Origin of the sequence: Novosphingobium sp. ERW19, assembly GCF_012641315.1 — a bacterium.
Classification (GTDB): domain Bacteria; phylum Pseudomonadota; class Alphaproteobacteria; order Sphingomonadales; family Sphingomonadaceae; genus Novosphingobium.
In genome coordinates, this window is record NZ_JABAIC010000001.1 from 490,550 (window position 1) to 514,108 (window position 23,559).

Here is a 23,559-nt window from a genome sequence, read left to right on the forward strand (position 1 = left end):
ACCATGGCAACGACCACATCCTCCACGGCATCCACGTCTGCCACTGCGCAGATCGTCTCGGCGCTCGGCGCAGGTAGCGGCATCAACACCGCACAGCTTGCCGAACAGCTCGCCGCTGCCCAGTTCGCCACCCGCATCGACCAGCTCTCGGCCAAGACCGAAAAGCTCGACGCACAGATCTCCAGTGCGTCGAACCTCAAGTCCCTTATCAGCACGCTCGCGTCATCGATCGGCACGCTGATCCGCACCGGCGATCTGGCGGTAAAGCCGTCGATCTCGAATACGAGCGTCGCGACGGTCAGTAAGGGCACGTTGAGTGGCAGTGGCTCCTACAGCCTCGAGGTCACGTCACTGGCTAACGCGCAGAAGCTGGTTATGCCGGCCTACGCTTCCTCGACCTCGACGGTTGGCGAAGGCACGCTGACGCTGCGGTTTGGCACGGTGGCGAGCGGCGCGTTCACGGCGGATGCCACGCAGGCGGCGGTCGATATCACCGTACCAGCCGGAGCCACACTGGCCGACGTGGCAACCGCCATCAATGCTTCGGGCACCGGCGTTTCGGCCTATGTCGCGAACGGGTCTGCAGGTGCACAGCTGGTTCTCAAGGGCAAGGAAGGGGCAAACAGCGGCTTCATCCTTGAAGCCAGCCCGGCTGTCGGCGGGGAAGCGCTTGCCGACCTAGCCTGGGCACCAGCCACCAACACCACGCAGCTCAAATCCACCGCCACCGACGCGGCCTACATGCTCGATGGCGTGGCCTACTCGGGCACCAGCAACACCATCAACGACGTGCTGCCCGGCCTCAACCTCAAGCTCACGGCAACGAATGTCGGCAACCCTTCCACGATCACGTTCAGCGATCCGTCGACCGGCATTGCCACGGCGATGACCGACCTCACAGACGCGCTCAACGAGGTCGCCAAGCAGCTCAACGCGGCCATGAACAAGGACACTGGCGAGCTCAACAACGATCCCGGTGCCCGGGCGCTGCGCACTGCACTGACCGGGCTCGCCGGACAGAAGATCATGCTCAACGCAGCATCCGGCGCCCCGTCGACTCTGGCAGATCTTGGCCTGAAGACCGAACGTGACGGCACGTTCAGCCTCGACACAGCTCGCCTGAACCAGACGCTCAAGACCTCGCCGCAAGAGGCAGGCGCGATGTGGACCACCGGCATCTTCGGCGTCTTTGCCACGATCGACAAGATCGCCCGCAACGCCAATTCGACCACCGGCATCTCGCTCGGCAGTTCCGTCACCAAAAACACGGCCTTGCAGAAAACCCTCGCTGACCGCTCGGCCACGCTGGCCGAAAAGCAGGAAGCGCTGCGCCAGCAGCTCGTCACCCGGTTTGCCGCTATGGACACAAGGGTCAGCGGCTCGCAATCCACCCTCTCATTCCTGAAGGCGCAGATCGACGCCTGGAACGCATCGGGCAAGAACTGACATGCTGCATCACCGGAAAGACCCGACCGAAGCCTATCGCCGCGTCGATTTCGACGCCCGTGTTCGCGGCGCCGATTCGCGCCAGTTGGTCGACCTGTGCCTCGAGCAGGTCATCGGTTCGGTCGGTCGCGCCGTCCATGCACAGGAACGTGGCGACAACGCCGCCAAGAGCGCCGCGCTCACCCGTGCGATCTCGGCTCTCACCGCGCTGCAGATGGGCGTGGACCTCGCCAACCCGACGGCAGGCGCGCTGGTCCAGCTGTATCAATCGGCCCGCAATGCGATCCTCGATTGCGTGACGCGGTTCGATGCGCGCACGCTGCAGGCCATTCGCCAGGATTTCACCGAAATCCGCGAGGCCATGCTGCGCAGCAATCCGGCCTGATCCGCGCTTCCCTGCCAACGCAAACAGGATAAGGCCCGGAACCTTGACGGTTCCGGGCCTTCCTCACCTGCGCGGACGGGGACGGACCGCGCAGGATCTCCAGGACCTTGTTCCTAGCCGATGTTGCAGGCTGCGATCAGCGCCTCGCCCAACCCATCGAGATCAAGCTCGCTTTCCACCGCGCCGGCATCGATGGCGGCAGCCGGCGCTTCGGCAACCAGGGCCGACTGACGCGCCTGGGCAAAGGTCTTGCACCCGTTATCGCGCATCAGCTTCAGGCCCTTGGCGCCATCGGCACCCATGCCGGTCAGGATCGCGCCTGCCGCCGGGACCGAACCGCGCGCGATCGAACCGTAAAGGAGATTGGCCGACGGTCGCATGCCATCCACGGGATCACGATCGATCAGGCGCAACTTTGCCGGAGTGCCCGGCTCGATCACGACATGGCGTTCGGGGTCATAGGCAATGTGGATAGTGCCCTGCGTCAGGGGCGTGCCGTCCTTGGCCGCCTTGACGCTGCACTTCAGTTCGCCGTCCATGCGCTTGATGAACGTCTCGACAATGCCGGGCTCGGCGTTGAGGGCAATCACCGTGGGCGGGCACTTTTCGGGGAAGTAGGACAGCAGCTGGGTCAGGGCATCGATCCCGCCCATCGAAGCCGACAGCGCAAGCAGGTGTCCGTTCCATTCGAAGTGTGCTTCGACCTGCTTGTGTTCGCGCGGCGCCTTGCGGTCCTTCACGTTGCTGTTTGCCGCTGCCAGCACGATCTTGCCGAGCTTGCCCACGGTCTTGCTGAACTGTTCGGGCGTTGCCTTGAGCGGCTTGGGAAAGCACTCGACCGCACCCAGCTCGTACGCCTTCAGCGACGTTTCCGTCCCAGCCTGGGTCAGGCTTGAAAGCATGACCACCGGCAAGGGGTTGGAGCCCATGATCTCTTCCAGGAACTCGATGCCGCTCATACCGGGCATTTCGACGTCCAGCGTCACGACGTTGGGACGCAGTTCCTTGATCTGTTCACGCGCCTCGGCCGCATTTGCTGCCGCGCCGATCACGGTCACGTTCTTGGACTGATCCAGGATGTCGGAAAACAGAGCCCGCATGGCTGCGGAATCATCGACTACGAGAACACGGGCTTCGTGCATTTCAAGGGAAACCTTCCAAGGCGTTGTTTCGCCTCGGTTCGTTCTACGCGCGAAGCACCAGCAATTTCTGTTCCGGCACTTACGTATCTCACCGTAGGCCCGGCGAAAGCCGGCCTTTTCCCTCGTGCTCTATTCCGGAAGACCAGTCGCCGCGTCGGGTCTCCCCGGATCGGCCCAACCGAGCCGGAGGAAGAGCATCTCCATGACATCGATCACCCTGCCAGAGCGCTGCGACCGCACCGCCGCCGAAGCCTTGTTGCCCGAAATGCTGGCGGCGCTTGGATCGGGTCCGCTCGAGATCGATGCGCGCGAATGTCGGCAGGTCGGGCAAGCGATGCTGCAACTGCTGGTGAGCGCCCGCCAGACCGGCGATGGGGCAGTGATTCTCCCCTCGAATGCCCTGACCGAGGCCGCCGCACTGACGGGGCTTTCTGATGAACTGTTCTCGGGAGTGCTGGCATGACCGCCGAGGAAATCCAGGCGATCTTCTTCGCCGAATGCGAAGAGTCGCTGGCTGCGGCCGAACAGGGTCTCGCCGCTTGCCGCGAAGGAACGCAAGACAGCGATACCGTCAACGCCGTTTTCCGCGGCGTCCATTCGATCAAGGGCGGTGCCGGGGCATTCGGCTACGTGGCGCTGCAGGGTTTCACCCATACCTTCGAAACGCTGCTGTCGGATGTGCGCGACGGCACCGTGCCGATTACTGGCCCGCTCACCGACCTGCTCCTGCGCGCGCTCGATACGCTGAGCGATCATGTGACTGCTGCGCGCGACGGAACCGAGCCGCCCGAGGACGGCGCGCTCCAGGCCGAACTTACCGCAGCAATGGCAGCCAACGCCGGTGCCGCGCCCGCCGCCCCGGCCACCACGCCGACACCAGCCGCGCAGCCCGCACCCGCAGAGGTCGTCGCGCCGGTTGCAGCAGAAGCATCCAGCGACGACGGCGACGATTTCGACTTCGATCTTGATGCCCTGCTTGACGACATCTCGGGCGAAATCACGCCAGATTCTGCGCCTGCCGCCGATGCCGAGGTGACGGAAGCGCGCTGGCACATGCGGCTGCGCCCCCACAGCGGTGCGATGCGCAATGGCAGCGAGCCGCTGCTGATGCTGCGCGAAATGGCGGATATGGGCGGCAAGTGCGAGCTTTGCGACGTGTCCGCGGTCCCGCCGCTCGATTCGTTCGATCCCGGCTGCGGCTATCTTGGCTGGGCATTCAGCTTCCCCTCCGGCGTTGCCGAAGCCAGTGTCCGCGACATCTTCGATTTCGTGGGCGATGATTGCTCGCTGGCCTTCGGAGCCGACGCAGACATGCCGCCGGTGCGCAAGACCGATGCCGCACCGCCGACGCCTGCAGCGCCCCAGGCTGCCCCGCCCGTCGCCGTTCAGACAGCGGCGCCCGCCCCCGCCGCGGACGCCCCCATCGCGGTCGAGGAGGCCACGACAGCGCGCGTCGCTGCGTCCGGCGGTTCGGCCCCGCCCGCGCCCCCTGCGCCGGGTCAGTCCATCCGCATCGAGCTCGGAAAGCTCGACAAGCTTATCGATGCTGTCGGCGAACTCGTGATCGCGCAGGCCATGATGGCGCAGCGTCTTGCCGGACAGGGCCTCGCCGTTGCCGAGGAGATGGCGATGATCGAGGGCCTCACCCGCGACATTCAGGAATCGGCCATGTCGATCCGCGCGCAACCGATCGGCTCGGTCTTCAGCCGCGTGCCGCGCATCCTGCGTGAACTGTCGTCCACCACCGGCAAGCATGTCCGCCTCGAAGTTTCGGGCGAAAGCACCGAACTCGACAAGACCGTGATCGAGCGCCTGGGCGAACCGTTGACCCACCTCATCCGCAATGCCGTAGACCATGGCATCGAACCGGCCGACGAGCGCATTGCTGCAGGAAAATCCGCCGAAGGCACGCTGACCCTCTCGGCCGAGCACCGCTCGGGCCGGATTCTCATCCGCATCGGCGATGACGGCAAGGGCATCGATCGCGAGCGCGTCTTTGCCAAGGCCGTCGAGAAGGGTCTGATCGCGCCCGATGCCATCCTGTCCAAGGAAGAAATCGACCTGCTGATCTTCGCCCCCGGCTTCTCCACCGCCCAGCAGGTCTCGAACATTTCGGGCCGAGGGGTGGGGATGGACGTGGTCCGCCAGAATGTGAAGGATCTGGGCGGGCGCATCACCATCGATTCCGAACCGGGCAAGGGCACGACTTTTACCCTGACCCTGCCGCTTACCCTCGCCATCTCGGACGGTATGGTCGTCAATGTAGGCGACCAGACGCTGGTCGTGCCGCTCGCCAACGTGGTCGAGAGCCTGCGTCCCGAGCCGCACGAAGTGCAGGGCCTTGGCGCCAGCCGCAGCATGATCAATGTGCGCGGCAGGTTCATTCCCGTCATCTCGCTGGCCCATTCGGTCGGCGCGGCACAAGCTGTAAGCGACCCGCGTGAGGCCGTGCTGATCGTGGTCGAAACCGAAGGCGCAGGCCGTGCCGCGCTGATGGTCGATGCCATCTGCGATCAGCGCCAGGTCGTGATCAAGAGCCTCGACACGCATTACCGCTCTGTCGAAGGCGTCGCCGGCGCTACCATCCTCGGCGATGGACGGGTCGCCCTGATCATCGACGTCGACGGGCTGGTCTCGCGCAGCCTTTCGTCGGCCTCCTCCGCAGCCATGGCTGAAGCCGCATGAGCCTGATGGATGCCTTGGACGCGAGCATGCCCGGGGTCAGCCCCGGGGTGTTCGACGAGGCCGATTTCCGCGCGATCTCGGAGATTGCGCACGCGGAAGTCGGCATCGTGCTGCCGTCGGGCAAGGCCATGCTGGTCTATTCCCGCCTGGCGCCGCTGGTGCGCGATTCGGGATGCGTCACGTTCGGTGCCTATGTCCTGCGCATCCGCGAGGACCTTGCCGAACGGCAGAAGGCCATCTGCGCGCTGACCACGAACCACACCTTCTTCTATCGCGAGGCACATCACTTCGAGCATTTCGCCAGCGATGTCCGGCCCGAATATATCGATCGCCTGCAGCGTGGCGGCAAGGTCCGCCTGTGGTCTGCAGGCTGTTCGAGCGGGGAGGAAACCTGGTCGCTGCTGATGACCCTGCTGGGCGAAGACGCCGGGGCTGGCCATGCCATTGCCCGGCGGGATCTGCGGCTGCTCGCCAGCGACATCGCCAGCCACGCGCTCGCCAAGGCCCGCGCCGCTACCTACCGCGCCGAAGATCTCAAGCCGGTTCCCGAAGCCCTCCGCCGCGCCTGGACGCGCACGACGGGCGATGAATGCACGATCGACCCGGCGGTGCAGCAGATCGCGCGCTTCCGGTCGCTGAACCTGCTTGGTGACTGGCCGATGCAGGGGCAGTTCGACACGATCTTCTGCCGCAACGTGATGATCTATTTCGACGGACCGACCAAGGAACGCCTGGTCGCCCGTTTCGCCGAGAAGCTCGCGCCCGGCGGCTGGCTGTACATCGGCCATTCCGAGCGGGTCACCGGCCCCGCTCTGGACCAACTCTCCACCATGGGACCAACCATCTACCGCAAGAGGGCTGCATGACCATTCGCGTCGTCATCGTCGAGGATTCGCCCACCATGCGCGCAATCCTGATGAACCGGCTTGGCAAGGAGCCCGACATCGAAGTCGTCGCGGCCGCCGCAAATGCCGCCGAGGGCCGCCAGATGATCCGCGAACTGGACCCGGACGTGGTCACGCTGGACATCGAGATGCCCGGCATGAACGGCCTCGATTTCCTCGCCAAGATCATGGAACTGCGCCCGACCCCGGTGATCATCGTGTCCGGCTCGACGCAGGAAGGCAACGAGATGACCGCCCGCGCGCTCGCGCTCGGCGCCGTCGATTGCTATGCCAAGTCGGGTGGCGGGCACGGGCTGGACGATGCCGGCCGTCTTGCCGGCATGATCCGTGAAGCCGCGAAAGTGCAATTCACCGCGCGCGCCCCGCAAACGCGCCGCGTCGCCAGCGAAGCGCGCGGATTGCTGGCAGATCGCCCCGCCCTGATCGCCATCGGTTCGTCGACCGGCGGAGTCGAAGCGCTGCAGACTGTGCTTTCGGGCTTCCCGGCAGACTGCCCGCCCACGCTGATCGTGCAGCACATCAACGCGCGCTTCGCCCCCGCCGTCGCGCGCACGCTTGACCAGTCCTGCCCGCCGCGCATCGTCGTTGCCGAACCCGATACGCCGCTCCGGGATGGCCACGTATATCTCGCCCCCGGCGATGATCGCCACCTTACGCTGGGCGGCACCTCCACCTTGCATTGCAAGCTGCGCGCCGGGGCTCCGGTCTCCGGCCACCTGCCAAGTGTCGACGTCTTGTTCGAATCCGTGGCCAGGACTGTCGGACCGCGGGCGGTGGGCATCCTGTTGACCGGCATGGGGGCCGACGGAGCTCAGGGCCTGCTCGCCATGGCCCAGAGCGGCGCTCGCACCATTGCCCAGGACGAGGCAACCTGCACCGTGTTCGGCATGCCACGCGCAGCCATCAATCTTGGCGCGGCCCGGGTTGTCGCCCCCCTCGGCGCAATCGCGCGCCACGCTTTCAACAAGGCCGCCTGAGATGAGCTTCGAAACCCCCATCCCCGGCGCGCCGCCGCTCGAACGGGTCACCGTGATGCAGGGCCAGGCGCTGGCAAGCGGCAGCCCGTCGATCGAATATTCGACCGTGCTGGGCTCTTGCGTCGCCACCTGTCTTTATGATCCGGAGGCGCGGATCGGCGGCATGAACCACTTCCTGCTTTCGGAGCCACCCGCCAACGCTGCCGGCACCAAGGTCGACGAACACTACGGCGTCTACCTGATGGAGCTTCTGGTCAACGAGATGCTCGCCCGTGGCGCACGCAAGGGCAACCTCAAGGCGCACCTCTACGGTGGCGCCAACGTCAATCGCAACATGATGCGCATCGGCTCGATGAATGCCGATTTCGCCCGCGAATTCCTCCGTCGTGAAGGCATTGCGCTGATGCGTGAGGACCTTGGCGGCACCCAGGCGCGCCGCGTCGATTTCCGCCCGGCATCGGGCCAGGTCCGCCACCGCACGGTGGAAGACCGGTTCGCGCCACCCGTCCAGCCCACCCCGCGCCCGGCACTTGCTCGTGGCGATGTCGAACTGTTCTGATCTTCGAGAAGCGAGTCCCATCCATGAGCAACACCACCCGGATCCTTACCGTAGACGACAGCCCCTCAATGCGGGCGCTCCTCAACCATGCCCTGTCGGGGCACGGTTTCGACGTATCGCAGGCCGAGGACGGCATGGCCGCCCTCGACTGGCTGGCCATGAACGAGGTCGACGTCGTCATTACCGACATCAACATGCCGCGTCTCGACGGCTTCGGCCTGATCGAGCGCCTGCGCGAGGGCAGCCGCCACCGCGATCGTCCGATCCTCGTGCTGACCACCGAAAGCTCGGACGAGAAGAAGGCACGCGCCCGCGCGGCCGGTGCGACTGGCTGGATCGTCAAGCCGTTCGACCCGGAAAAGCTCGTCGCCGCCGTCCGCCGCGTCTCCCACTGAACCCTGCTGGAAGGAACCAGACATGTTGCGTGAACTGATCACCTTCGAGGTTGAAGGCCAGGTTTTCGGCCTTGACATCATGGCCATCCGCGAAATCCGCGCCTGGTCGCCCACCACGCGCCTGCCGCGCGTGCCGCACTATGTCGCAGGCGTCGTGAACCTGCGCGGCACGGTCCTTCCGGTCGTCGATCTCGCCGCCCGCCTCGGCTGGCGCGCCACCGAAGCGACGCCCCGGCACGCGATCATCGTCACCCAGCAGGGCGCGCAGATCTCCGGCTGGATCGTGGATTCGGTCAGCGACATCGTCACCATCGACAGCGAAGCGCTCCAGCCGCCGCCGCCGACGTCGGCGGGTGATACCGTCGTGCCCTTCCTCGAAGGTCTGGCCGCGATCGAAGACCGCATGGTCATGGTCCTGAATCTCGCCGCCCTTTCCGATGGCGCCCAGATCGCCGAAGCAGCCTGACCCAAGGGAGGGCAAGGCCCATGGCACAAGCCACCCATCGCCAGATTGCGGTCGTTCTTGATGAGCTGGCCGAAGAAGTCGAAGCGCTTGGCTCCGCCCTGTGCGACGACATGAGCGTGGCCATCAACCACATGGACAAGCTCCAGGCGATCGACCTTATCGCGCAGAAGCAACGCACGCTGGCTCGGCTCCTGCTCGCTGACCGCCCCGCCGATGCGATAGAACGCATTGCGATCGACGTCCTGCGTGACCGGATGCGCCTTTCGGGCTGATCTCAACCGACAAACGGCTTTGGTCGGCCCGCGCATGTCGTTGGTCGAGCCTGTCGCGTCAGCCCTGCCGAGTTGCGCCATCGGCAGGGCATGAAGTTTCCATCGAAACAAGTTTCGCTGCTTTGCAGTTGTGCCATGCTTGCCTTTGCCCTGCCCGCGCGGGGAGCAGAGGAGGCCCCGGAAACCGCACCCCCGACCGGACAGACGGTCGGCACCCGCAGCACCTTCACGCCCAAGGACTTCGAACGCTTCGCCCCGCGCAACGCGCTCGACATGCTGCGCCAGGTCCCCGGCTTCACCATCCGCGAAGGCGAGGAAGCGCGAGGCCTCGGCCAGGCAAGCGGCAACGTGCTGGTCAATTCAAAGCGCCTGTCGTCGAAGTCTGACGATATCTGGACCCAGCTTTCGCGCATCCCGGCCTCCACCGTCGAACGCATCGAACTGGTCGATGGCGCGAAGCTCGACATCCCCGGTCTTACCGGGCAAGTCGCCAACGTCATTGCCCGCTCCTCCAGCTTTTCCGGCCAGTTCCGCTACAGCCCGGAATACCGCGTGCACTATGCCGATCCGCGCTACACCAATGGCGAAGTCTCGGTATCGGGCCGCCAGGGGCCGGTCGAATACACCGTCAGCCTGACCAACAACGCCAATCGCGGCGCAGCCGGCGGGCCGACGATCATCACCGACCGCAACGGCGCGGTGATCCAGACGCGCGAGGACGTGATCAAGGCCAACCGCGACGATCCCAAGCTCGCCGTGCGCCTGACGATCGACGGTCCCGGCTCGTCCATCGCCAACCTCAACGGCTCGTTCCAGCGCGTGCCCCGCCATTTCACCGAGCATTCGGTGCGCACCAACGCCGATGGCAGCGTGATCGTGCGCGACTTGCTCGACAAATCCTCGGCGCGGAACTGGGAGATCGGCGGCGACTACGAGTTCGCGCTTGGCCCCGGCCGCCTCAAGCTGATCGGCCTCAACCGCGAGGAGCACGAGCCCTACAGCCAGCAGGTCGTGACCATGTTCGATGATGGCTCACCCGCCACAGGAGACCGTTTCGCCCAGACCGGCGACAGCTCCGAGCGCATCGTCCGCGGTGAATACTCGTGGAAGATGTTCGGCGGCGACTGGCAACTGGCCGGAGAAGGCGCGTTCAATTCGCTCCGCAACGTTGCCACCCTCGCCGAACTCAACGGGGCCGGGGAGTTCGTGGAAATTCCCTTCCCCGAAGGCACCGGCGGCGTGAAGGAAGACCGTTACGATGCCAGCCTCTCGTTCAGCCGCCCGCTTTCCAGCACCCTGACCCTGCAAATGATCGTGGGCGCCGAGAAATCAACCCTGATGCAGACCGGCGCGACTGGCCCGGAAGGCAACCTCAGCCGCTCGTTCTTCCGGCCCAAGGGCTCGCTTTCGCTGGGCTGGAAGGCCGCGAAAAGCCTCGATGTATCGTTCAAGATCAAACGCTCGGTCGGCCAGCTCTCGTTCTACGACTTCCTCGCCCGCCGCTTCCTCGATGATGGCAACGCCAACAGCGGCAACGCCGATCTCGTGCCGCAACAGGACTGGTCGGCCGAGCTCGAACTCAATCGCACCTTCGGCAAACTGGGCTCGACCAAGCTGCGGCTCGTCGGCCGCCAGGTGCAGGATTACGTGACCGTCGTCCCGATCGGCACGAACGGCGAATCCATCGGCAACGTCGGATCGGCGCAGGAACGGCAGATCGTCAGCAACACCACGCTGCAGTTCGATCCGCTTGGCTGGAAAGGCGCGCGGCTGGATTTCAACGTCGAACTGACCTTCACCAAGCTGCGCGATCCGTTCGATCCCGCCAACCACATCCCCTATGGCGGCATCACCGACCGCTACTGGGAACTGAACTTCCGCCAGGACTTCCAGGGCACCGACTGGGCGGCTGGCGCCTCCTACGAATACAACCACCAGTCGCTCTACCACCGCCGTTTCGAACGTGGCCGTGCCTATGAAGGGCCGGTGTTTGCCGGGGTCTACATCGAGCACAAGAACGTGTTCGGCCTGACCGTGAAGGCCAGCGCCAACAACCTCCTCAACGGCCGCCAGCGCTGGGACCGCGAGGTCTTCGCCGGCCCCCGCTCCAACGCCGCCATCGCCTTCGTCGAAACCCGCGACCGACTGATCGGCCCGATCTTCACCCTGACGGTGAAGGGGAGCATTTGATCAGGCGGCGCGCAAGCCTAAGGCAAGCTTCCAGTAGGTCGCGTAGCGTTGGTGGGCGATCCTGTAATAGGGCAGCAGCCGGACAGGTGAGCCGTCCGCCGCGGGTAGTTCGAACTCCAGTGGTTTGGCCCCGCCGCGGATCGTTTCTGCCAGATCGTGTGCGTCGCCAGCCAGTTGCGGGACCTTCGCCGGTGTATCGTTGTAGGCGCCATAGAGCCGCTCATTGACCACAATGTCGCTGCCCTGCGGAACCGGGTCCAGCGCTCCCGCCAGGACCAGCGGCCCGTACTTGAACGCCACGATGTCGTCCGCCGCTGGCAAAGCCTGGGCAGTCGTTTCCATCTTCAGTTGCAGTGCGATCGTGTCGCCGTTGCGCCAGGTCCTGCGCACCGCGAGGAAGCGTCCGGGTTCATTCGACGTCTCGACTTCCGCCCCGTTTACCAGGACGCGCGCAGTCCGGCTCCACGCGGGATGGCGCAAGTTTACCGTGGCAGCGAATGGCTTTGAGCATTTCCAGCGCAGCAAGGTCTCCGGCTGCTCGGGGAACGCGGTCTCCTGTGCGAGTTCTGCCCCCTTGCCGCGCCAGCGCACCGCAGAGGGGATGAACAGGTTCACCCAGAGCGTGTCAGCATTGTGGAAGTAGATGGAATCTCGGTACTTTACGTGGTTCTCCATGCCGGTGCCGGTGCAGCACCAGAAGGAATCCTCGGGCGTGTGGTACAACTTCATGTAGCCCGGCCGCGCGCCCTGAAAGTACGTCGCCATGCCGCTGTCCGGGTCCTGCGAGGCGAGGATGCCGTTGTAGAGCGTGCCCTCGTAGTAATCCGCATACTCGGCCTTCGGCTCGGCCATGAACAAGGCACGCGTGAGCTTGAGCATGTTGTGCTGGCAGCAGGTTTCCGACCCCTTGGCGGAAAAGACGTGCGCCGCTCCATCGGCGATGGGGAAGAAATGCTCGTTGTCGCCATGGCCGCCGGTGGCGAAGGCGCGCGGGCCGGTGACGGTCTGCCAGAAGAACTGCGCGGCGCGGTGGTACTCCGGCGCGCCCGTCACCTCGTGAACCCGTTGGAATCCCACGATCTTGGGCACTTGGGTATTGGCGTGCAGCCCGTCGAGGTGATCGCGGCGTTCTGCCAGCGGGCGCAGGATCGCCTTGTGCGAGAAGCGCTCGGCAAGCGTCCGGTATTCCGCCTTGCCGGTCATCGTGAATAGGTCGGCGTAGACCTCGTTCATCCCGCCGTGCTCGGTCTCGAGCATGGCCTCGAACGCTTCATCCGAAAGGTCACGCGTGGCAATCACGCCCCAGTCCGCCAGCCGCAGCAGCACGTCCCTCGCCCGTGCGCTGTCCGCCAGTTCCGCCGCGTCGCGCAGCCCCGCGTAGATCTTGTGCAGCGTGTACCACGGAACCCCGGTGATCTTCTCGCCGCGCAGATGTGCGGCGACCAGCGCGGCGCCCTTGGGAAATGCGCAGACCAGGCCCGAGCCCGATGCCTTCTGGCATTCCGCCAACTCGCTTGCGACGTACTCGATGCGAGTCCGGTACTCGGCCTTGCCGGTGGCGCGCCAGGCGAGTGCGCAGGCGGACAGATAGTGGCCGAGCGTATGGCCGTGGCAATTGATGTCCTCCCACGTCTTTTCGGATTCCCAGCCGCCATAGACCGGGGCGCGCGGTTCAAGCCCGGCATTCCTGCGGAAATTGTGCAGCATCCGGTCGGGCGAAAGCCGCAGGAGGTAGGCTTCGGTCATGCGCTGGGCATGGAGAAACGGACTCTCGGCAAGCGTTATGTCAGACATGTCAAAAGGCTGGGCGCGGTCCTTGGCCTGCGCCGGCGCCGGGGCGGCCTCTGCCGCGAAGGCGCTGACATTGTGCGAGAACAGGGCAAGCGCGCTTGCTCCTTGAAGAAACGAGCGCCGGGTCGCGCCAAGGTCGAGAGCGGTTACGGTCATGCCTGCCACTTGCCAGAGTTTGGAATTAGTCAGACTAACTCGCAAGAGCACCCTTGTCACTACCGCGGATAAGCACCCAGCATGCCGCATGTCCTTGACCCTGCGCCTCTCCCCGCGCAAAGCTTCTGTCATGTGGCAGCTTCATCAATTTCCCCTGTGTCCGTTCTCTCGCAAGGTCCGCCTCCTGCTCAGCGAGAAGGGCGTGGCCTATGATCTTGTGCGGGAGAACCCGTGGGAGCGGACCGAGGCGTTCGGGAAGCTGAGCCCTGCCTATCGGACTCCGGCGATCCAGAACCCCGAGCGTGGCGTGATTCTCGCCGACAGCCGGGCGATCTGCGAGTATTTCGAGGAGACCGTCGACAAGACGCCGATGATCAACGGCACGGCGGTGAACCGCGCGGAAATCCGCCGTCTGGTGGCGCTTTTCGACGAAAATTTCTATGCTGACGTGACGCTGCCGCTGCTGGAAGAGCGCATGAAGAAGCGCCTCGTCTATCGCAGCCCGCCTGACAGCAAACGCCTGCGCGATTCGATGCGGCTGGCCGATGAGCACTTGTATTATATCGATTATCTGATCGATAACCGACCGTGGCTGGCCGGTTCTACGATGAGCCTGGCCGACCTTGCCGCCGCCGCGCAGATCTCTGTCGCGGACTATCTTGGCGGCATCGACTGGTCGGGGCACGAGCAGGCGCGCGGGTGGTATTCGGTGTTCAAGAGCCGCCCCAGCTTCCGCCCGCTACTGGCCGAACGCATGGACGTGATCCAGCCGCCAAGCCACTACGCCGACGTTAACGCCTGACGAAACCGGGGTGTCCAACTCACCCCCAACTCTACCCCAACTCCCCCCTAACTCCCCCGCAACTCTCGCGAGCGAAGTGGGGGCAAAATCACAACCCGTGGTAGTCCTTGTACCAGCGCACGAAGTTGGGCACTCCGACCTCGATGCTCGTCGTTGGACGGTAGCCGAGGTCGCCCGAAATGGCGTCGATGTCGGCGAAGGACTGGCGGACGTCGCCGGGCTGCATCGGCATGAGATTCATCTCGGCCTTGCGCCCGAGCTGTTCCTCCAGGATCGCGATGACCTTCATCAGGTGCTCGGACTTGTGGTTGCCGATGTTGTAGAGGCGGTGGGGTTTCTCGCTGCCCCCGGCCTTGACCGCGCCATCGTCGGGCGGCGGATTGTCGAGACAGGCGATGACGCCGCTGACGATGTCGTCCACGTAAGTGAAATCGCGATACATGTCGCCGTGGTTGAACACGTTGATCGGCTCACCCGCCAGAATCGCCTTTGTAAACAACCACATCATCATGTCCGGACGACCCCATGGGCCGTAGACGGTGAAGAACCTGAGGCCCGTCAGCGGCAGGCGGTAGAGGTGTGCGTAAGTCTCGCTCATCAGTTCGTCCGCCTTCTTGGTGGCGGCGTAAAGCGAGAGCGGGTGGTCGACGCGGTCATCGACCGAGAAGGGAAGCTTTGTATTTCCACCATAAACCGACGAGGAGCTGGCATAGACCATGTGCTCGGCCCCGCGATGGCGGGCGACTTCGAGCAGGTTGAGGTGGCCGACGAGGTTGGCCTGCACATAGGCGTGCGGGTTCTCGATCGAATAGCGCACCCCGGCCTGCGCGCCCAGGTGGACAACGCGTTCGAACTGCTTGCCTTCCAGCGCGGCGGTGAGGCCCGCATAATCGGCGAAGTCATTGCGGCAGAACGAAAACCTTGATCCGCCCTGCTCCACCAGCCGCGCCAGCCGCGCTTCCTTGAGGCTGACGTCGTAGTAGTCGTTGACCACATCGACGCCGACGACCTCGTCCCCGCGCGCGAGCAGGCGGGTGATGAGCGAATAGCCGATGAAGCCGGCGGCTCCGGTAACGAGGACGCGCATTGAAATTCCAGTATGTTGTCTGCCGTCAGCCTAGAGGGCGGCGGTCAGAGTTTCCAGTCGGCCCGTTCGCCAAGCACGCCCTTGAGATCGGCCAGCGTGCCGCCCGGCGCGAGCAGCGCGGCGATGCGGTCCGCCCCGGCGGCGAGGTAGTACTTGTGCGGCACGGCGAGGAAGACGAGGTCGAATTTCTGTTCGAAGGCATCGCCTGCCAGTTCGATGCCGTATTCGAGCATGGCTTCGGCATTATCGGCGTGGGGATCGTGGACTGCGACCTTGTGACCCAGCTTTTCCAGTTCGGCGACAACGTCTGCCACTTTGGAATTGCGCAAATCGGGCACGTTTTCCTTGAAGGTGAGGCCGAGGACGAGGACCGAGCCGGGTTTGCCGCCGCGCTTGGCATGGAGTTGCTGTGCGACCCACTGTGCCATGCCATCGTTCACCCCGCGCCCGGCGAGGATCACTTGCGGATCATGGCCTAGAGCCTCGGCGCGGGCCGAGAGGTAATAGGGATCGACGCCGATGCAGTGCCCTCCGACAAGGCCGGGGGTAAACGGCAGGAAGTTCCACTTTGTGCCGGCGGCGGCGAGCACGTCCCACACCGAGAGGTCCATCTTCGAGAAGATCTGGGTGATTTCGTTCATGAAGGCGATGTTGATATCGCGCTGGGCGTTCTCGATGACCTTGGCGGCTTCGGCAGCCTTGATCGAGGCGGCGCGGAACACGCCGCCCGAAGTGATCGCGCCATAGAGATCGGCAACGCGATCAAGCACTTCCGGCGTCTGGCCCGAGACGACCTTGGTGATGCGTTCGATGGTATGTTCGCGGTCACCGGGATTGATGCGTTCGGGGCTGTAGCCGAGGAAGAAATCCTGACCGCACTTGAGGCCGGAGACCTCCTCGAGAATCGGGCCGCAGATGTCTTCGGTGACGCCGGGATAGACAGTGCTTTCGAACACGACGACAGGCGCGCGGCCTTCCTTCACGGCGGCGGGCAGCATCTTGCCCACGGTGCGCGAGGCGGATTCGACGAGGCGCAGGTCCGGGCGGTTCTGCGCATCGATGGGCGTCGGCACAGTGACGATGTAGAAATCGCTTGGCGGACAAACCCCGGCATCGCAGGTCAAGCCGAGGCTCGACATCGAGAGCAGCGCCGGTTCGATCTCGCGCGTGCGGTCATGCCCTTCGGAGAGTTCCGAAATGCGCTGCACGTCGATATCGAAGCCGGTGACGAAGAACTTCTTGGCCAGCGCCACAGCCAGAGGCAGGCCGACATAGCCGAGGCCGAGAACGGTGACGCGGGTGGTCGATGACACCAGCGGATCAAGGCCCCGTACTGGAGCAGGAGCAAGCGTCGGGAACTGGACTGTCACAGGCTATGCGGCCTTTCATGGTTGACGCTTCAAGCGCCGGATTGCCGCCTTGCTTAAATCGAGGCTCTTATTTCACGGTTAACACTCAGCCGATATTGGAGCGGGCATGACGGAAAAGACCATCCTTGTGGTGTTTGGCACCCGCCCCGAAGCGATCAAGATGTTTCCTGTGGTTCATGCCCTGCAGGCCGATCCGCGCACGCGGGTGGTGACCTGCGTTTCAGCGCAGCATCGCGGGATGCTGGATCAGGTGCTGGAAATTGCCGGGATCGTGCCGGACTTCGACCTGGACCTGATGAAGCCGGATCAGACGCTCGATGGCCTTACCGCCGCTCTGCTGACGGAGCTTGGCAAGGTGATGGATCAGGTGCAGCCCGACTGGGTGGTGGTTCAGGGCGATACTGCCACGGCCATGTCAGGGGCTCTGGCTGCTTATTACCGCAAGCTGCCGGTGGCGCATGTCGAGGCGGGGCTGCGCAGCCACAACATCTATCACCCCTGGCCCGAGGAGGTGAACCGCAAGATCATCGGCACGATTGCCAGGCTGCACTTTGCGCCGACCGATGTTTCGGCAGCGGCCTTGCTGGCGGAGAATATTGATCCTCAGGCTGTCCATATCACCGGCAATACGGTGATCGATGCGCTGCAGTGGGTGACCGCGAAGATCGAGGCAGAACCTGCGCTCGCGTCCGGGCTGGCTGATATCGAGGCGCGGTTTGCAGGCAAACGCGTGATCGGCGTGACCAGCCATCGCCGCGAGAACTTCGGCGGCGGTCTTGAGAACATTGCCGAGGCGGTGCGGCGGATCGCTGCGCGCGAGGATGTGGCAGTGGTGTTTCCGGTCCACCCCAATCCCAACGTGCGCAAGGTGATGGATGCGGCGCTGAACGGCCTGCCCAACGTGGCGATGATCGAGCCGCTGGATTACCCGCACTTCGCCCGGCTGCTGTCCGTGGCCGAGATCATGCTGACCGATTCGGGCGGCGTGCAGGAAGAAGCGCCTGCGCTGGGCAAGCCGGTGCTGGTCATGCGCGAGACGACCGAGCGGCCTGAAGGCGTGACGGCCGGCACCGCCAAGCTGGTCGGCACGGATGTTGACCGTATCGTTTCCGAAATCTTCACCCTGCTCGACGATAAGGCTGCCTATTCGGCCATGGCGCGTGCGCACAACCCGTTCGGGGATGGGCAATCGGCGCGCCGTATCGTGGAGTTGCTGGCGAATGATGGGTGATGTGAAGCCGGACGTCTGTGTTGTCGGCCTCGGCTATATCGGACTTCCAACCGCTGCCATCATAGCGCGCGCTGGCTGCAAGGTGCTCGGCCTCGACGTGTCGCAGCACGTGGTCGACACGATCAATCGCGGCGAGATCCATATCGAGGAAGTGGACCTCGACGGGCTGGTGCATGGCGTGGTGCAGCGTGGTTTGCTGCGCGCTTCGACCGAAATTGCGGCCTCTGACGTCTTCGTGATCGCCGTGCCGACGCCTTTTGCCAAGGACGGGCACCATACGCCTGACATTTCCTATGTGCTGGCGGCGGCGACGCAGGTGGCGGCAGTGCTCAAGGCCGGTGACACGGTGATCCTCGAATCGACCTCGCCGGTGGGCACGACCGAGCAGATGCGCGATCTGATGGCGGGGCTGCGGCCTGACCTCAAATTTCCGGGGAAGACGAAGGAAACGCCCGACGTTTCCATCGCCTATTGCCCGGAGCGCGTGCTGCCGGGGCGCATTCTGGAAGAACTGACCAACAACGACCGTTCCATCGGCGGCATCACCCCGCGCTGCGCGCGCAAGGCGCTGGCGTTCTACAAGCGCTTCGTGCGCGGGACGTGCGTGACCACCGATGCGCGATCAGCCGAAATGACCAAGCTGGTCGAGAACGCCTATCGCGACGTGAACATCGCCTTTGCCAACGAACTGTCGATGGTGGCGGACCGCATGGGGCTGGACGTGTGGGAAGTGATCCGGCTGGCCAACCGCCATCCGCGCGTGAACATCCTGCAGCCGGGGCCGGGCGTTGGCGGGCACTGCATCGCGGTGGACCCGTGGTTCATCGTGGCGGGCGCTCCCGACGAGACGCCGCTGATCCGCACCGCGCGCAACGTGAACGATGGCAAGATGCACCATGTCGTGGCCAAGGCCTCGGCACTGGTCGAGGCGCATCCGGGGGTGAAGGTTGCGTGCCTTGGCCTGGCGTTCAAGGCCAACATCGACGATTTCCGCGAAAGCCCGGCGCGCTATGTCGCAGCGAGCCTGGCGCGCAAGTTCGGTTCGCGGATCAATGTGGTGGAGCCCTATGCGGGTGCGTTGCCGCGCGAGTTCGAAGGGACCGGCGCGGTGCAGATCGACCTCGACACCGCGCTGGAAGAGTGCGGCGTGCTGATCGTGCTGGTGGACCACGACGTGTTCAAGGTGGTGCCGCTGGCCGAGCGTTCGGGCAAGGTTGTGTACGACACGCGCGGGATCTGGCCGGATCAGCCGGGGGTTGATGTGGCGGCGGCTGGGTTGCGGTTGGCGAGTTGAATTTCCTGATTCTCCCCTTTTTCACAACGTGCAAAAGGGGAGGTGGCAGCGCGTAGCGCTGACGAAGGGGTTCTTGTTCCTGCCCCTCCACCACCCTTCGGGCGGTCCCCCTCCCCGTTTGTCCTTCGGAAAAACAGGGAGGATCGGGCTTAGGCCACCGCCTTCGGCATCTGCTGGCTGGCGCAGTGGAAGCCGCCGCCGCCTGCCAGCACCGCATCGCCCATCAGGCCGATCGTGGCGCGGTCCGGGAAGAGTTCGGCGATGGCCGCCACGCCCTCTTCATCATGGGGGGAGCCGAAGATCGGCACGACCACGAGGTTCGTGGTGATCACGAAGTTCATGTAGCTGGCGGGCTGGATCGTGTTGCCCCATTCGATGCGGCCCGGCGACGGGACTTCGACCACCTCTACGCCAGCGGCTTCGGCTCGGGCCTTGGCATCGGCGTAGATCGCGGCGTTGGGGTCGCTCGGGCCGGTGGCGCGGGGGAGCGCGAGGCGGTTGGGGCCGACGAAGCGGGCGAGATTGTCGACGTGACCGTCGGTGTGGTCGTTGATGAGGCCATCGCCCAGCCAGAGGACGCGGGTGTAGCCGAGGTCGCGGTTGAGGCGCAGTTCGAGGTCTTCGCGGGACAACTGCGGGTTGCGGTTGGGGTTCAATAGACACTGCTCGGTCGTGGCGACGAGGCCGGTGCCATCGCCATCGAGCGCGCCGCCTTCAAGAATCCAGTCGGCCTTCGAGGCTTCGAGGCCTGCAGAAGCCGCCAGATCGGCACCGATCTCCTGATCGCCCGGCATCAGGTACTTCTCGCCCCAGCCGTTGAAGCCGAACAGGCGGGCTTGGCGATTGGCGGCTTCATCGAGCATGACGAGCGGGCCGGTGTCGCGCAGCCAGACGTCGCCATAAGTGCGGCGTTCCAGCTTCACCGCGGCAGAGACGAGCGACCTTGCGCGCATCTCGTTGGCGGCATCGCGCACGACGAGGCGGACTTCCTGTCCGCTGTCGGCAACCGCGCTGGCGAATGCCGCGATCTGCTCCTGCGCCTTGTCGATCACGCCCGACCATTCCTCGGCCAAGTGCGAGAAGCCGATCCACAGCCAGTCCTGGGGGTGCCATTCGGGGGGCATGCGGAACGGGGTGGTCATGGCTGGCTTGTCCGGAATCAAGGAATTGGCCCCGCGCCTTAGAGCAGAAGCTGCGCATTTTCCATGGCGCTTGATCGCGCCGCCCAAGCGGGGCATTCGGTTGCGACGATGACCGATTTCCAAAGCGCCCTTGCCCGCGCGCGTGCGCACTCCCCGTTTCTGTCGATGGCGCTTGGCCGCTTGCCCGAGGTCGAGGCCTTGCTGGCGGCGGGGGATGTCGAGGGAGCGCTGGCTTTGGCCAGGGCTGCGGGGGACGGCATCGAGGATGCCGCCGTGGCGCTCAGGCGGGAGCGGATGGCGCTGGCGCTGGTGGTGGCGATCGGCGATCTGGCGGGGGCGTTCGGGCTTTCGCGGGTGGTGGGAGAGCTTTCGGACTTTGCCGACCGGTCGCTCGACACGGCGATAGCGGCGGCGATCCGGCGCCGGGTTCCTGATGCTGAAAGCACAGGTTTCTGCGCAATTGCGCTGGGCAAGCATGGCGCGCAGGAACTGAACTATTCGTCGGACATCGATCCGATCCTGCTTTACGATCCCGATGTCCTGCCGCGCCGCGAGCGTGACGATCCGGCAGAGGCGGCGCAGCGCGTGGCGCGGTCGCTGATGGAGATCATGTCTTCGGTGACGGCCGAGGGCTATGTGTTCCGGGTGGACCTGCGGCTGCGGCCGGCGTCGGAGGTCAGTCCCCTCGCCCTGCCGTTCGAGGCGGCCATCACGCATTATGAATCGAGCGCGCAGGCGTGGGAGCGGGCGGCCTATATCCGGGCGCGGGCGGCCTCGGGCGACGTGGCGCGGGGGCAGGCTTTCCTCGATACGATACGACCGTTCGTGTGGCGGCGGAGCCTTGATTTCGGGGCGATTGCCGAAATCGGGCGGCTGACGACGCGGATCCGCGACCACTACTCGGCGGGGCAGGCGATCGGGCCGGGCTATGACCTGAAGCGCGGGCGCGGCGGCATTCGCGAGGTGGAGTTCTTCGCGCAGACGCACCAGCTGATCCACGGCGGGCGCAATCCGGCGCTGCGGCTGCGGGGCACGCGGGCGAGCCTCGATGCGCTGGCCGAAGCCGGGATCATCGGGGCCGAGGATGCGCGAGCCATGGGCGAGAGCTATGACCGGCTACGCACGCTGGAGCACCGGTTGCAGATGGTGGCGGACCAGCAGACGCACTCGCTACCCAATGATGCGGCGGCGCTGGATGGCGTGGCGCGGCTCGATGGGCTTGCCGATGGCGCGGCGCTGGTGGCGGAACTGGCGGCGATTTCGGACACGGTGGGTAAGCGGTTCGATGCGCTGATCGAGACCTATGCGCCAACGGGTGCGGTGCAGGTCGAGGTGCCGGACCAGTCGGACCCGGTGGTCGATCGCTTTGCCGAGCGGGTGCAGGCATGGGAGGGCGGGCAATATCGCTGCCTGCGCTCGGCCGAGGCGCGCGAGGCGTTTGCGCGGATCCGGCCGCAACTGCTGCGGGCCTTGTGCGAGGCGCCGGACCCGGAGCGGGCGCTGCTCCGGTGGGAGCGGCTGCTGGAGGGATTGCCGAGCGCGATCAACGTGTTCCGCCTGCTGGAAGCGCGGCCCGGATTGCTCGCCGTTGTCATGCGCGTGCTGGCCCATGCGCCGACTTTGGCGGATGAGCTGGCGCGGCGGTCGGACCTGCTCGACATCCTGATCGACCGGTCTGCCTTTGATCTGCCGGGCAGCGTGGACGAGATTGCAGCGGAGCTTTCGCGCGGGGAAGCGGGGGATGATTACCAGCGCTTGCTCGATGCGGTGCGGCTGCGCGTGGGCGAGATGCGGTTTGCGCTGGGGGTGCAGCTGGTCGAGGGGCAACGCGATCCGCTGGAGGTGGCAGCGGCGCTGAGCCGGGTGGCGGAGGCTTCGATCGAGGTGCTGGGGCGCGCGGCGATCGAGGAGTTTCGCGTCAATCACGGTGTGGTGCCGGAGAGCGACCTGGAGATTCTCGGGCTTGGGCGATTGGGCGGCGCGGCGCTGACGCACGCTTCGGACCTTGATCTGGTGTTCCTGTTCAGCGGGGATCACGCGAGCGAATCCGACGGGCGCAGGCCGCTGGGGGCGACGCTATACTACAACCGGCTGGCGCAGCGGGTGATCGCCGCGCTTTCGGTGCCGACGGCGGCAGGTGCGCTTTACGAGGTGGACACGCGGCTGCGGCCTTCGGGGGCGCAGGGGCCGATCTCGGTGAGCCTCGACAGCTTCGAGAAGTATCAGTGCGAAGACGCCTGGACGTGGGAGCACATGGCGCTGTGCCGGGCGCGGGCGATGTTCGGGTCGGAAACGGACCGGGCAGCACTGGCGGCGATTATCGCGCGAGTGCTGGATCGCCCACGCGACCCGAAAAAGCTGCGCGCCGACGTGCTGGAGATGCGCGGGACCATGGCCGAGCACAAGCCAGCCAAGGGGCCGCTTGACGTGAAGCTGGCGCGCGGCGGGTTGGTCGACATCGAGTTCATGGTCCACTTCCTGCAATTGCGCGATCATGTGGCGCAGACGCCCGATCTGGGCGCGGCGGTTCAGGCGCTCGAAGACCTGGGGCTGCTGCCGCAGGGTACGCGCCGGGCGCACGACCTGCTGGCGCGGCTGCTGGTGGTGGTGCGGCTGGTTGCCCCTGATGGCATGTTCCCGCCTGAAGCCAGCCGGGGCATCGTCGCGCGCTCGTGCGGGCTGGACAGCTGGGATGCACTGCTGGACGCGGTGCTGGACGCACGGCATTGCGTTGGCCGCGGCTGGGCGCAGGTGTTCGATATTCAACTGGAGATTGCATGATGAGCGAGCGGATCGGAACGGGCGAGGCATTCCCCGACATCGCGATGACCACGCCCGATGGTGGCAGCGTGAAGGCTTCGGATTTCGCCGGAAAGAAACTGGTCGTGTTCTTCTATCCCAAGGACGACACACCCGGCTGCACCACCGAGAACAAGGACTTTTCCGCGCTCCATGGCGAGTTCGAGGCGGCTGGCATTGCCGTGCTCGGCGTGAGCAAGGACCCGCCGAAGAAGCACGCCAAGTTTGCCGAGAAGCACGCGCTTGTCGCGCCGTTGGCCAGTGATGCCGAAGAAGGTGGCGTTTCCGATGCGCTGGGGATCTGGACCGAGAAGTCGATGTACGGGCGAACCTATATGGGGATGGAGCGCACGACCTATCTTGTCGGCGCAGATGGCAAGATTGCACAGGTGTGGAACAAGGTGAAGGTCAAGGGCCACGCCGAGGAAGTGCTGGCTGCGGCCAAGGCGCTCTGACCGGCGACAC

The 23,559-nt window shown here is 65.2% G+C and carries 21 protein-coding genes; 16 read left to right on the forward strand and 5 right to left on the reverse strand.

All coding sequences use genetic code 11. The features are described 5' to 3' along the window. Positions 1 to 3: 3 nt before the first annotated feature. The gene (fliD, locus tag HGI46_RS02540) at positions 4 to 1,446 is read left to right on the forward strand and encodes a flagellar filament capping protein FliD (RefSeq protein WP_168902949.1); all 1,443 of its coding nucleotides are present in this window, start codon (positions 4 to 6) and stop codon (positions 1,444 to 1,446) included. 1 nt (position 1,447) lies between these two features. Further along, positions 1,448 to 1,831 carry a flagellar protein FliS gene (locus HGI46_RS02545; protein ID WP_168902950.1) on the forward strand — a complete coding sequence of 128 codons (384 nt, stop codon included), beginning with the start codon at positions 1,448 to 1,450 and terminating at the stop codon, positions 1,829 to 1,831. A gap of 113 nt (positions 1,832 to 1,944) precedes the next feature. On the opposite strand, the gene HGI46_RS02550 is transcribed toward HGI46_RS02545, so the two are convergent. Continuing rightward, complete coding sequence (locus HGI46_RS02550) at positions 1,945 to 2,973, reverse strand: chemotaxis protein CheB (RefSeq protein ID WP_168902951.1); 1,029 nt, start codon at positions 2,971 to 2,973, stop codon at positions 1,945 to 1,947. 202 nt (positions 2,974 to 3,175) lie between these two features. Between HGI46_RS02550 and HGI46_RS02555 the strand changes: the two genes are divergently transcribed. The 9 genes from HGI46_RS02555 (at position 3,176) to HGI46_RS02595 (ending at position 11,422) form a co-directional block, all read left to right on the forward strand. Beyond that, a complete protein-coding gene (locus HGI46_RS02555; RefSeq protein ID WP_168902952.1) occupies positions 3,176 to 3,436 on the forward strand; it encodes an STAS domain-containing protein in 261 nt (86 codons plus the stop codon). Next, positions 3,433 to 5,658, forward strand: a complete 2,226-nt coding sequence (locus tag HGI46_RS02560) for a chemotaxis protein CheA (protein ID WP_168902953.1) — start codon at positions 3,433 to 3,435, stop codon at positions 5,656 to 5,658. Before HGI46_RS02555 ends, HGI46_RS02560 begins: the two co-directional genes overlap by 4 nt. A 26-nt stretch (positions 5,659 to 5,684) precedes the next feature. Continuing rightward, positions 5,685 to 6,524, forward strand: coding sequence for a CheR family methyltransferase (locus tag HGI46_RS02565; RefSeq protein WP_240946528.1), 840 nt, complete (start codon positions 5,685 to 5,687; stop codon positions 6,522 to 6,524). Then, complete coding sequence (locus HGI46_RS02570; protein WP_168902955.1) at positions 6,521 to 7,540, forward strand: chemotaxis response regulator protein-glutamate methylesterase; 1,020 nt, start codon at positions 6,521 to 6,523, stop codon at positions 7,538 to 7,540. The genes HGI46_RS02565 and HGI46_RS02570 overlap by 4 nt, the downstream gene beginning before the upstream one ends. A 1-nt stretch (position 7,541) precedes the next feature. Then, entirely contained in the window at positions 7,542 to 8,099 is a 558-nt protein-coding gene (locus HGI46_RS02575; RefSeq protein ID WP_168902956.1) for a chemotaxis protein CheD, read from the forward strand. 23 nt (positions 8,100 to 8,122) lie between these two features. After that, positions 8,123 to 8,494, forward strand: coding sequence for a response regulator (locus tag HGI46_RS02580; RefSeq protein WP_082013426.1), 372 nt, complete (start codon positions 8,123 to 8,125; stop codon positions 8,492 to 8,494). Between the two features lie 22 nt (positions 8,495 to 8,516). Continuing rightward, entirely contained in the window at positions 8,517 to 8,960 is a 444-nt protein-coding gene (locus tag HGI46_RS02585) for a chemotaxis protein CheW (protein ID WP_118072399.1), read from the forward strand. 20 nt (positions 8,961 to 8,980) lie between these two features. After that, positions 8,981 to 9,232, forward strand: a complete 252-nt coding sequence (locus HGI46_RS02590) for a hypothetical protein (protein WP_039336211.1) — start codon at positions 8,981 to 8,983, stop codon at positions 9,230 to 9,232. 135 nt (positions 9,233 to 9,367) lie between these two features. Further along, a complete protein-coding gene (locus tag HGI46_RS02595; protein WP_240946529.1) occupies positions 9,368 to 11,422 on the forward strand; it encodes a TonB-dependent receptor in 2,055 nt (684 codons plus the stop codon). On the opposite strand, the gene HGI46_RS02600 is transcribed toward HGI46_RS02595, so the two are convergent. Beyond that, entirely contained in the window at positions 11,423 to 13,369 is a 1,947-nt protein-coding gene (locus HGI46_RS02600) for a beta-L-arabinofuranosidase domain-containing protein (protein WP_168902958.1), read from the reverse strand. It lies immediately after the preceding gene. A gap of 130 nt (positions 13,370 to 13,499) precedes the next feature. Here HGI46_RS02600 and HGI46_RS02605 point away from each other — a divergent pair, with 130 nt between their 5' ends. Further along, positions 13,500 to 14,171: a glutathione S-transferase family protein gene (locus HGI46_RS02605; RefSeq protein ID WP_168902959.1), complete on the forward strand. Its 672-nt coding sequence runs from the start codon at positions 13,500 to 13,502 to the stop codon at positions 14,169 to 14,171. A gap of 88 nt (positions 14,172 to 14,259) precedes the next feature. Here the strand turns inward: HGI46_RS02605 and HGI46_RS02610 are convergent, their stop codons facing one another. Together HGI46_RS02610 and HGI46_RS02615 are read right to left on the reverse strand one after the other, a co-directional pair. Then, positions 14,260 to 15,258, reverse strand: coding sequence for a GDP-mannose 4,6-dehydratase (locus tag HGI46_RS02610; RefSeq protein ID WP_168902960.1), 999 nt, complete (start codon positions 15,256 to 15,258; stop codon positions 14,260 to 14,262). A 44-nt stretch (positions 15,259 to 15,302) separates the two neighbouring features. Next, positions 15,303 to 16,571, reverse strand: coding sequence for a nucleotide sugar dehydrogenase (locus tag HGI46_RS02615; protein WP_168903118.1), 1,269 nt, complete (start codon positions 16,569 to 16,571; stop codon positions 15,303 to 15,305). 163 nt (positions 16,572 to 16,734) lie between these two features. Here HGI46_RS02615 and wecB point away from each other — a divergent pair, with 163 nt between their 5' ends. After that, the gene (gene wecB, locus HGI46_RS02620) at positions 16,735 to 17,859 is read left to right on the forward strand and encodes a UDP-N-acetylglucosamine 2-epimerase (non-hydrolyzing) (protein ID WP_168902961.1); all 1,125 of its coding nucleotides are present in this window, start codon (positions 16,735 to 16,737) and stop codon (positions 17,857 to 17,859) included. Then, positions 17,849 to 19,153, forward strand: a complete 1,305-nt coding sequence (gene wecC / locus HGI46_RS02625) for a UDP-N-acetyl-D-mannosamine dehydrogenase (protein WP_168902962.1) — start codon at positions 17,849 to 17,851, stop codon at positions 19,151 to 19,153. Before wecB ends, wecC begins: the two co-directional genes overlap by 11 nt. 149 nt (positions 19,154 to 19,302) lie before the next feature. On the opposite strand, the gene HGI46_RS02630 is transcribed toward wecC, so the two are convergent. After that, entirely contained in the window at positions 19,303 to 20,295 is a 993-nt protein-coding gene (locus HGI46_RS02630; RefSeq protein WP_168902963.1) for an agmatine deiminase family protein, read from the reverse strand. A gap of 63 nt (positions 20,296 to 20,358) precedes the next feature. On the opposite strand from HGI46_RS02630, the gene HGI46_RS02635 reads away from it, so the two are divergent. Both HGI46_RS02635 and HGI46_RS02640 read left to right on the forward strand, forming a co-directional pair. After that, on the forward strand, positions 20,359 to 23,076 hold the full coding sequence (locus HGI46_RS02635) for a bifunctional [glutamine synthetase] adenylyltransferase/[glutamine synthetase]-adenylyl-L-tyrosine phosphorylase (protein ID WP_277346224.1): 2,718 nt from the start codon (positions 20,359 to 20,361) through the stop codon (positions 23,074 to 23,076). Then, the gene (locus tag HGI46_RS02640; protein WP_118072404.1) at positions 23,076 to 23,549 is read left to right on the forward strand and encodes a peroxiredoxin; all 474 of its coding nucleotides are present in this window, start codon (positions 23,076 to 23,078) and stop codon (positions 23,547 to 23,549) included. Before HGI46_RS02635 ends, HGI46_RS02640 begins: the two co-directional genes overlap by 1 nt. The last annotated feature ends 10 nt before the right edge of the window (positions 23,550 to 23,559 follow it).

Coding starts and splice junctions, on each gene's coding strand:
- fliD (WP_168902949.1), top strand. CDS start 4: ATGGCAACGACCACATCCTCCACGGCATCCACGTCTGCCACTGCGCAG.
- HGI46_RS02545 (WP_168902950.1), top strand. CDS start 1,448: ATGCTGCATCACCGGAAAGACCCGACCGAAGCCTATCGCCGCGTCGAT.
- HGI46_RS02550 (WP_168902951.1), bottom strand. CDS start 2,973: ATGCACGAAGCCCGTGTTCTCGTAGTCGATGATTCCGCAGCCATGCGG.
- HGI46_RS02555 (WP_168902952.1), top strand. CDS start 3,176: ATGACATCGATCACCCTGCCAGAGCGCTGCGACCGCACCGCCGCCGAA.
- HGI46_RS02560 (WP_168902953.1), top strand. CDS start 3,433: ATGACCGCCGAGGAAATCCAGGCGATCTTCTTCGCCGAATGCGAAGAG.
- HGI46_RS02565 (WP_240946528.1), top strand. CDS start 5,685: ATGCCCGGGGTCAGCCCCGGGGTGTTCGACGAGGCCGATTTCCGCGCG.
- HGI46_RS02570 (WP_168902955.1), top strand. CDS start 6,521: ATGACCATTCGCGTCGTCATCGTCGAGGATTCGCCCACCATGCGCGCA.
- HGI46_RS02575 (WP_168902956.1), top strand. CDS start 7,542: ATGAGCTTCGAAACCCCCATCCCCGGCGCGCCGCCGCTCGAACGGGTC.
- HGI46_RS02580 (WP_082013426.1), top strand. CDS start 8,123: ATGAGCAACACCACCCGGATCCTTACCGTAGACGACAGCCCCTCAATG.
- HGI46_RS02585 (WP_118072399.1), top strand. CDS start 8,517: ATGTTGCGTGAACTGATCACCTTCGAGGTTGAAGGCCAGGTTTTCGGC.
- HGI46_RS02590 (WP_039336211.1), top strand. CDS start 8,981: ATGGCACAAGCCACCCATCGCCAGATTGCGGTCGTTCTTGATGAGCTG.
- HGI46_RS02595 (WP_240946529.1), top strand. CDS start 9,368: ATGCTTGCCTTTGCCCTGCCCGCGCGGGGAGCAGAGGAGGCCCCGGAA.
- HGI46_RS02600 (WP_168902958.1), bottom strand. CDS start 13,369: ATGACCGTAACCGCTCTCGACCTTGGCGCGACCCGGCGCTCGTTTCTT.
- HGI46_RS02605 (WP_168902959.1), top strand. CDS start 13,500: ATGTGGCAGCTTCATCAATTTCCCCTGTGTCCGTTCTCTCGCAAGGTC.
- HGI46_RS02610 (WP_168902960.1), bottom strand. CDS start 15,258: ATGCGCGTCCTCGTTACCGGAGCCGCCGGCTTCATCGGCTATTCGCTC.
- wecB (WP_168902961.1), top strand. CDS start 16,735: ATGACGGAAAAGACCATCCTTGTGGTGTTTGGCACCCGCCCCGAAGCG.
- wecC (WP_168902962.1), top strand. CDS start 17,849: ATGATGGGTGATGTGAAGCCGGACGTCTGTGTTGTCGGCCTCGGCTAT.
- HGI46_RS02630 (WP_168902963.1), bottom strand. CDS start 20,295: ATGACCACCCCGTTCCGCATGCCCCCCGAATGGCACCCCCAGGACTGG.
- HGI46_RS02635 (WP_277346224.1), top strand. CDS start 20,359: ATGGCGCTTGATCGCGCCGCCCAAGCGGGGCATTCGGTTGCGACGATG.
- HGI46_RS02640 (WP_118072404.1), top strand. CDS start 23,076: ATGAGCGAGCGGATCGGAACGGGCGAGGCATTCCCCGACATCGCGATG.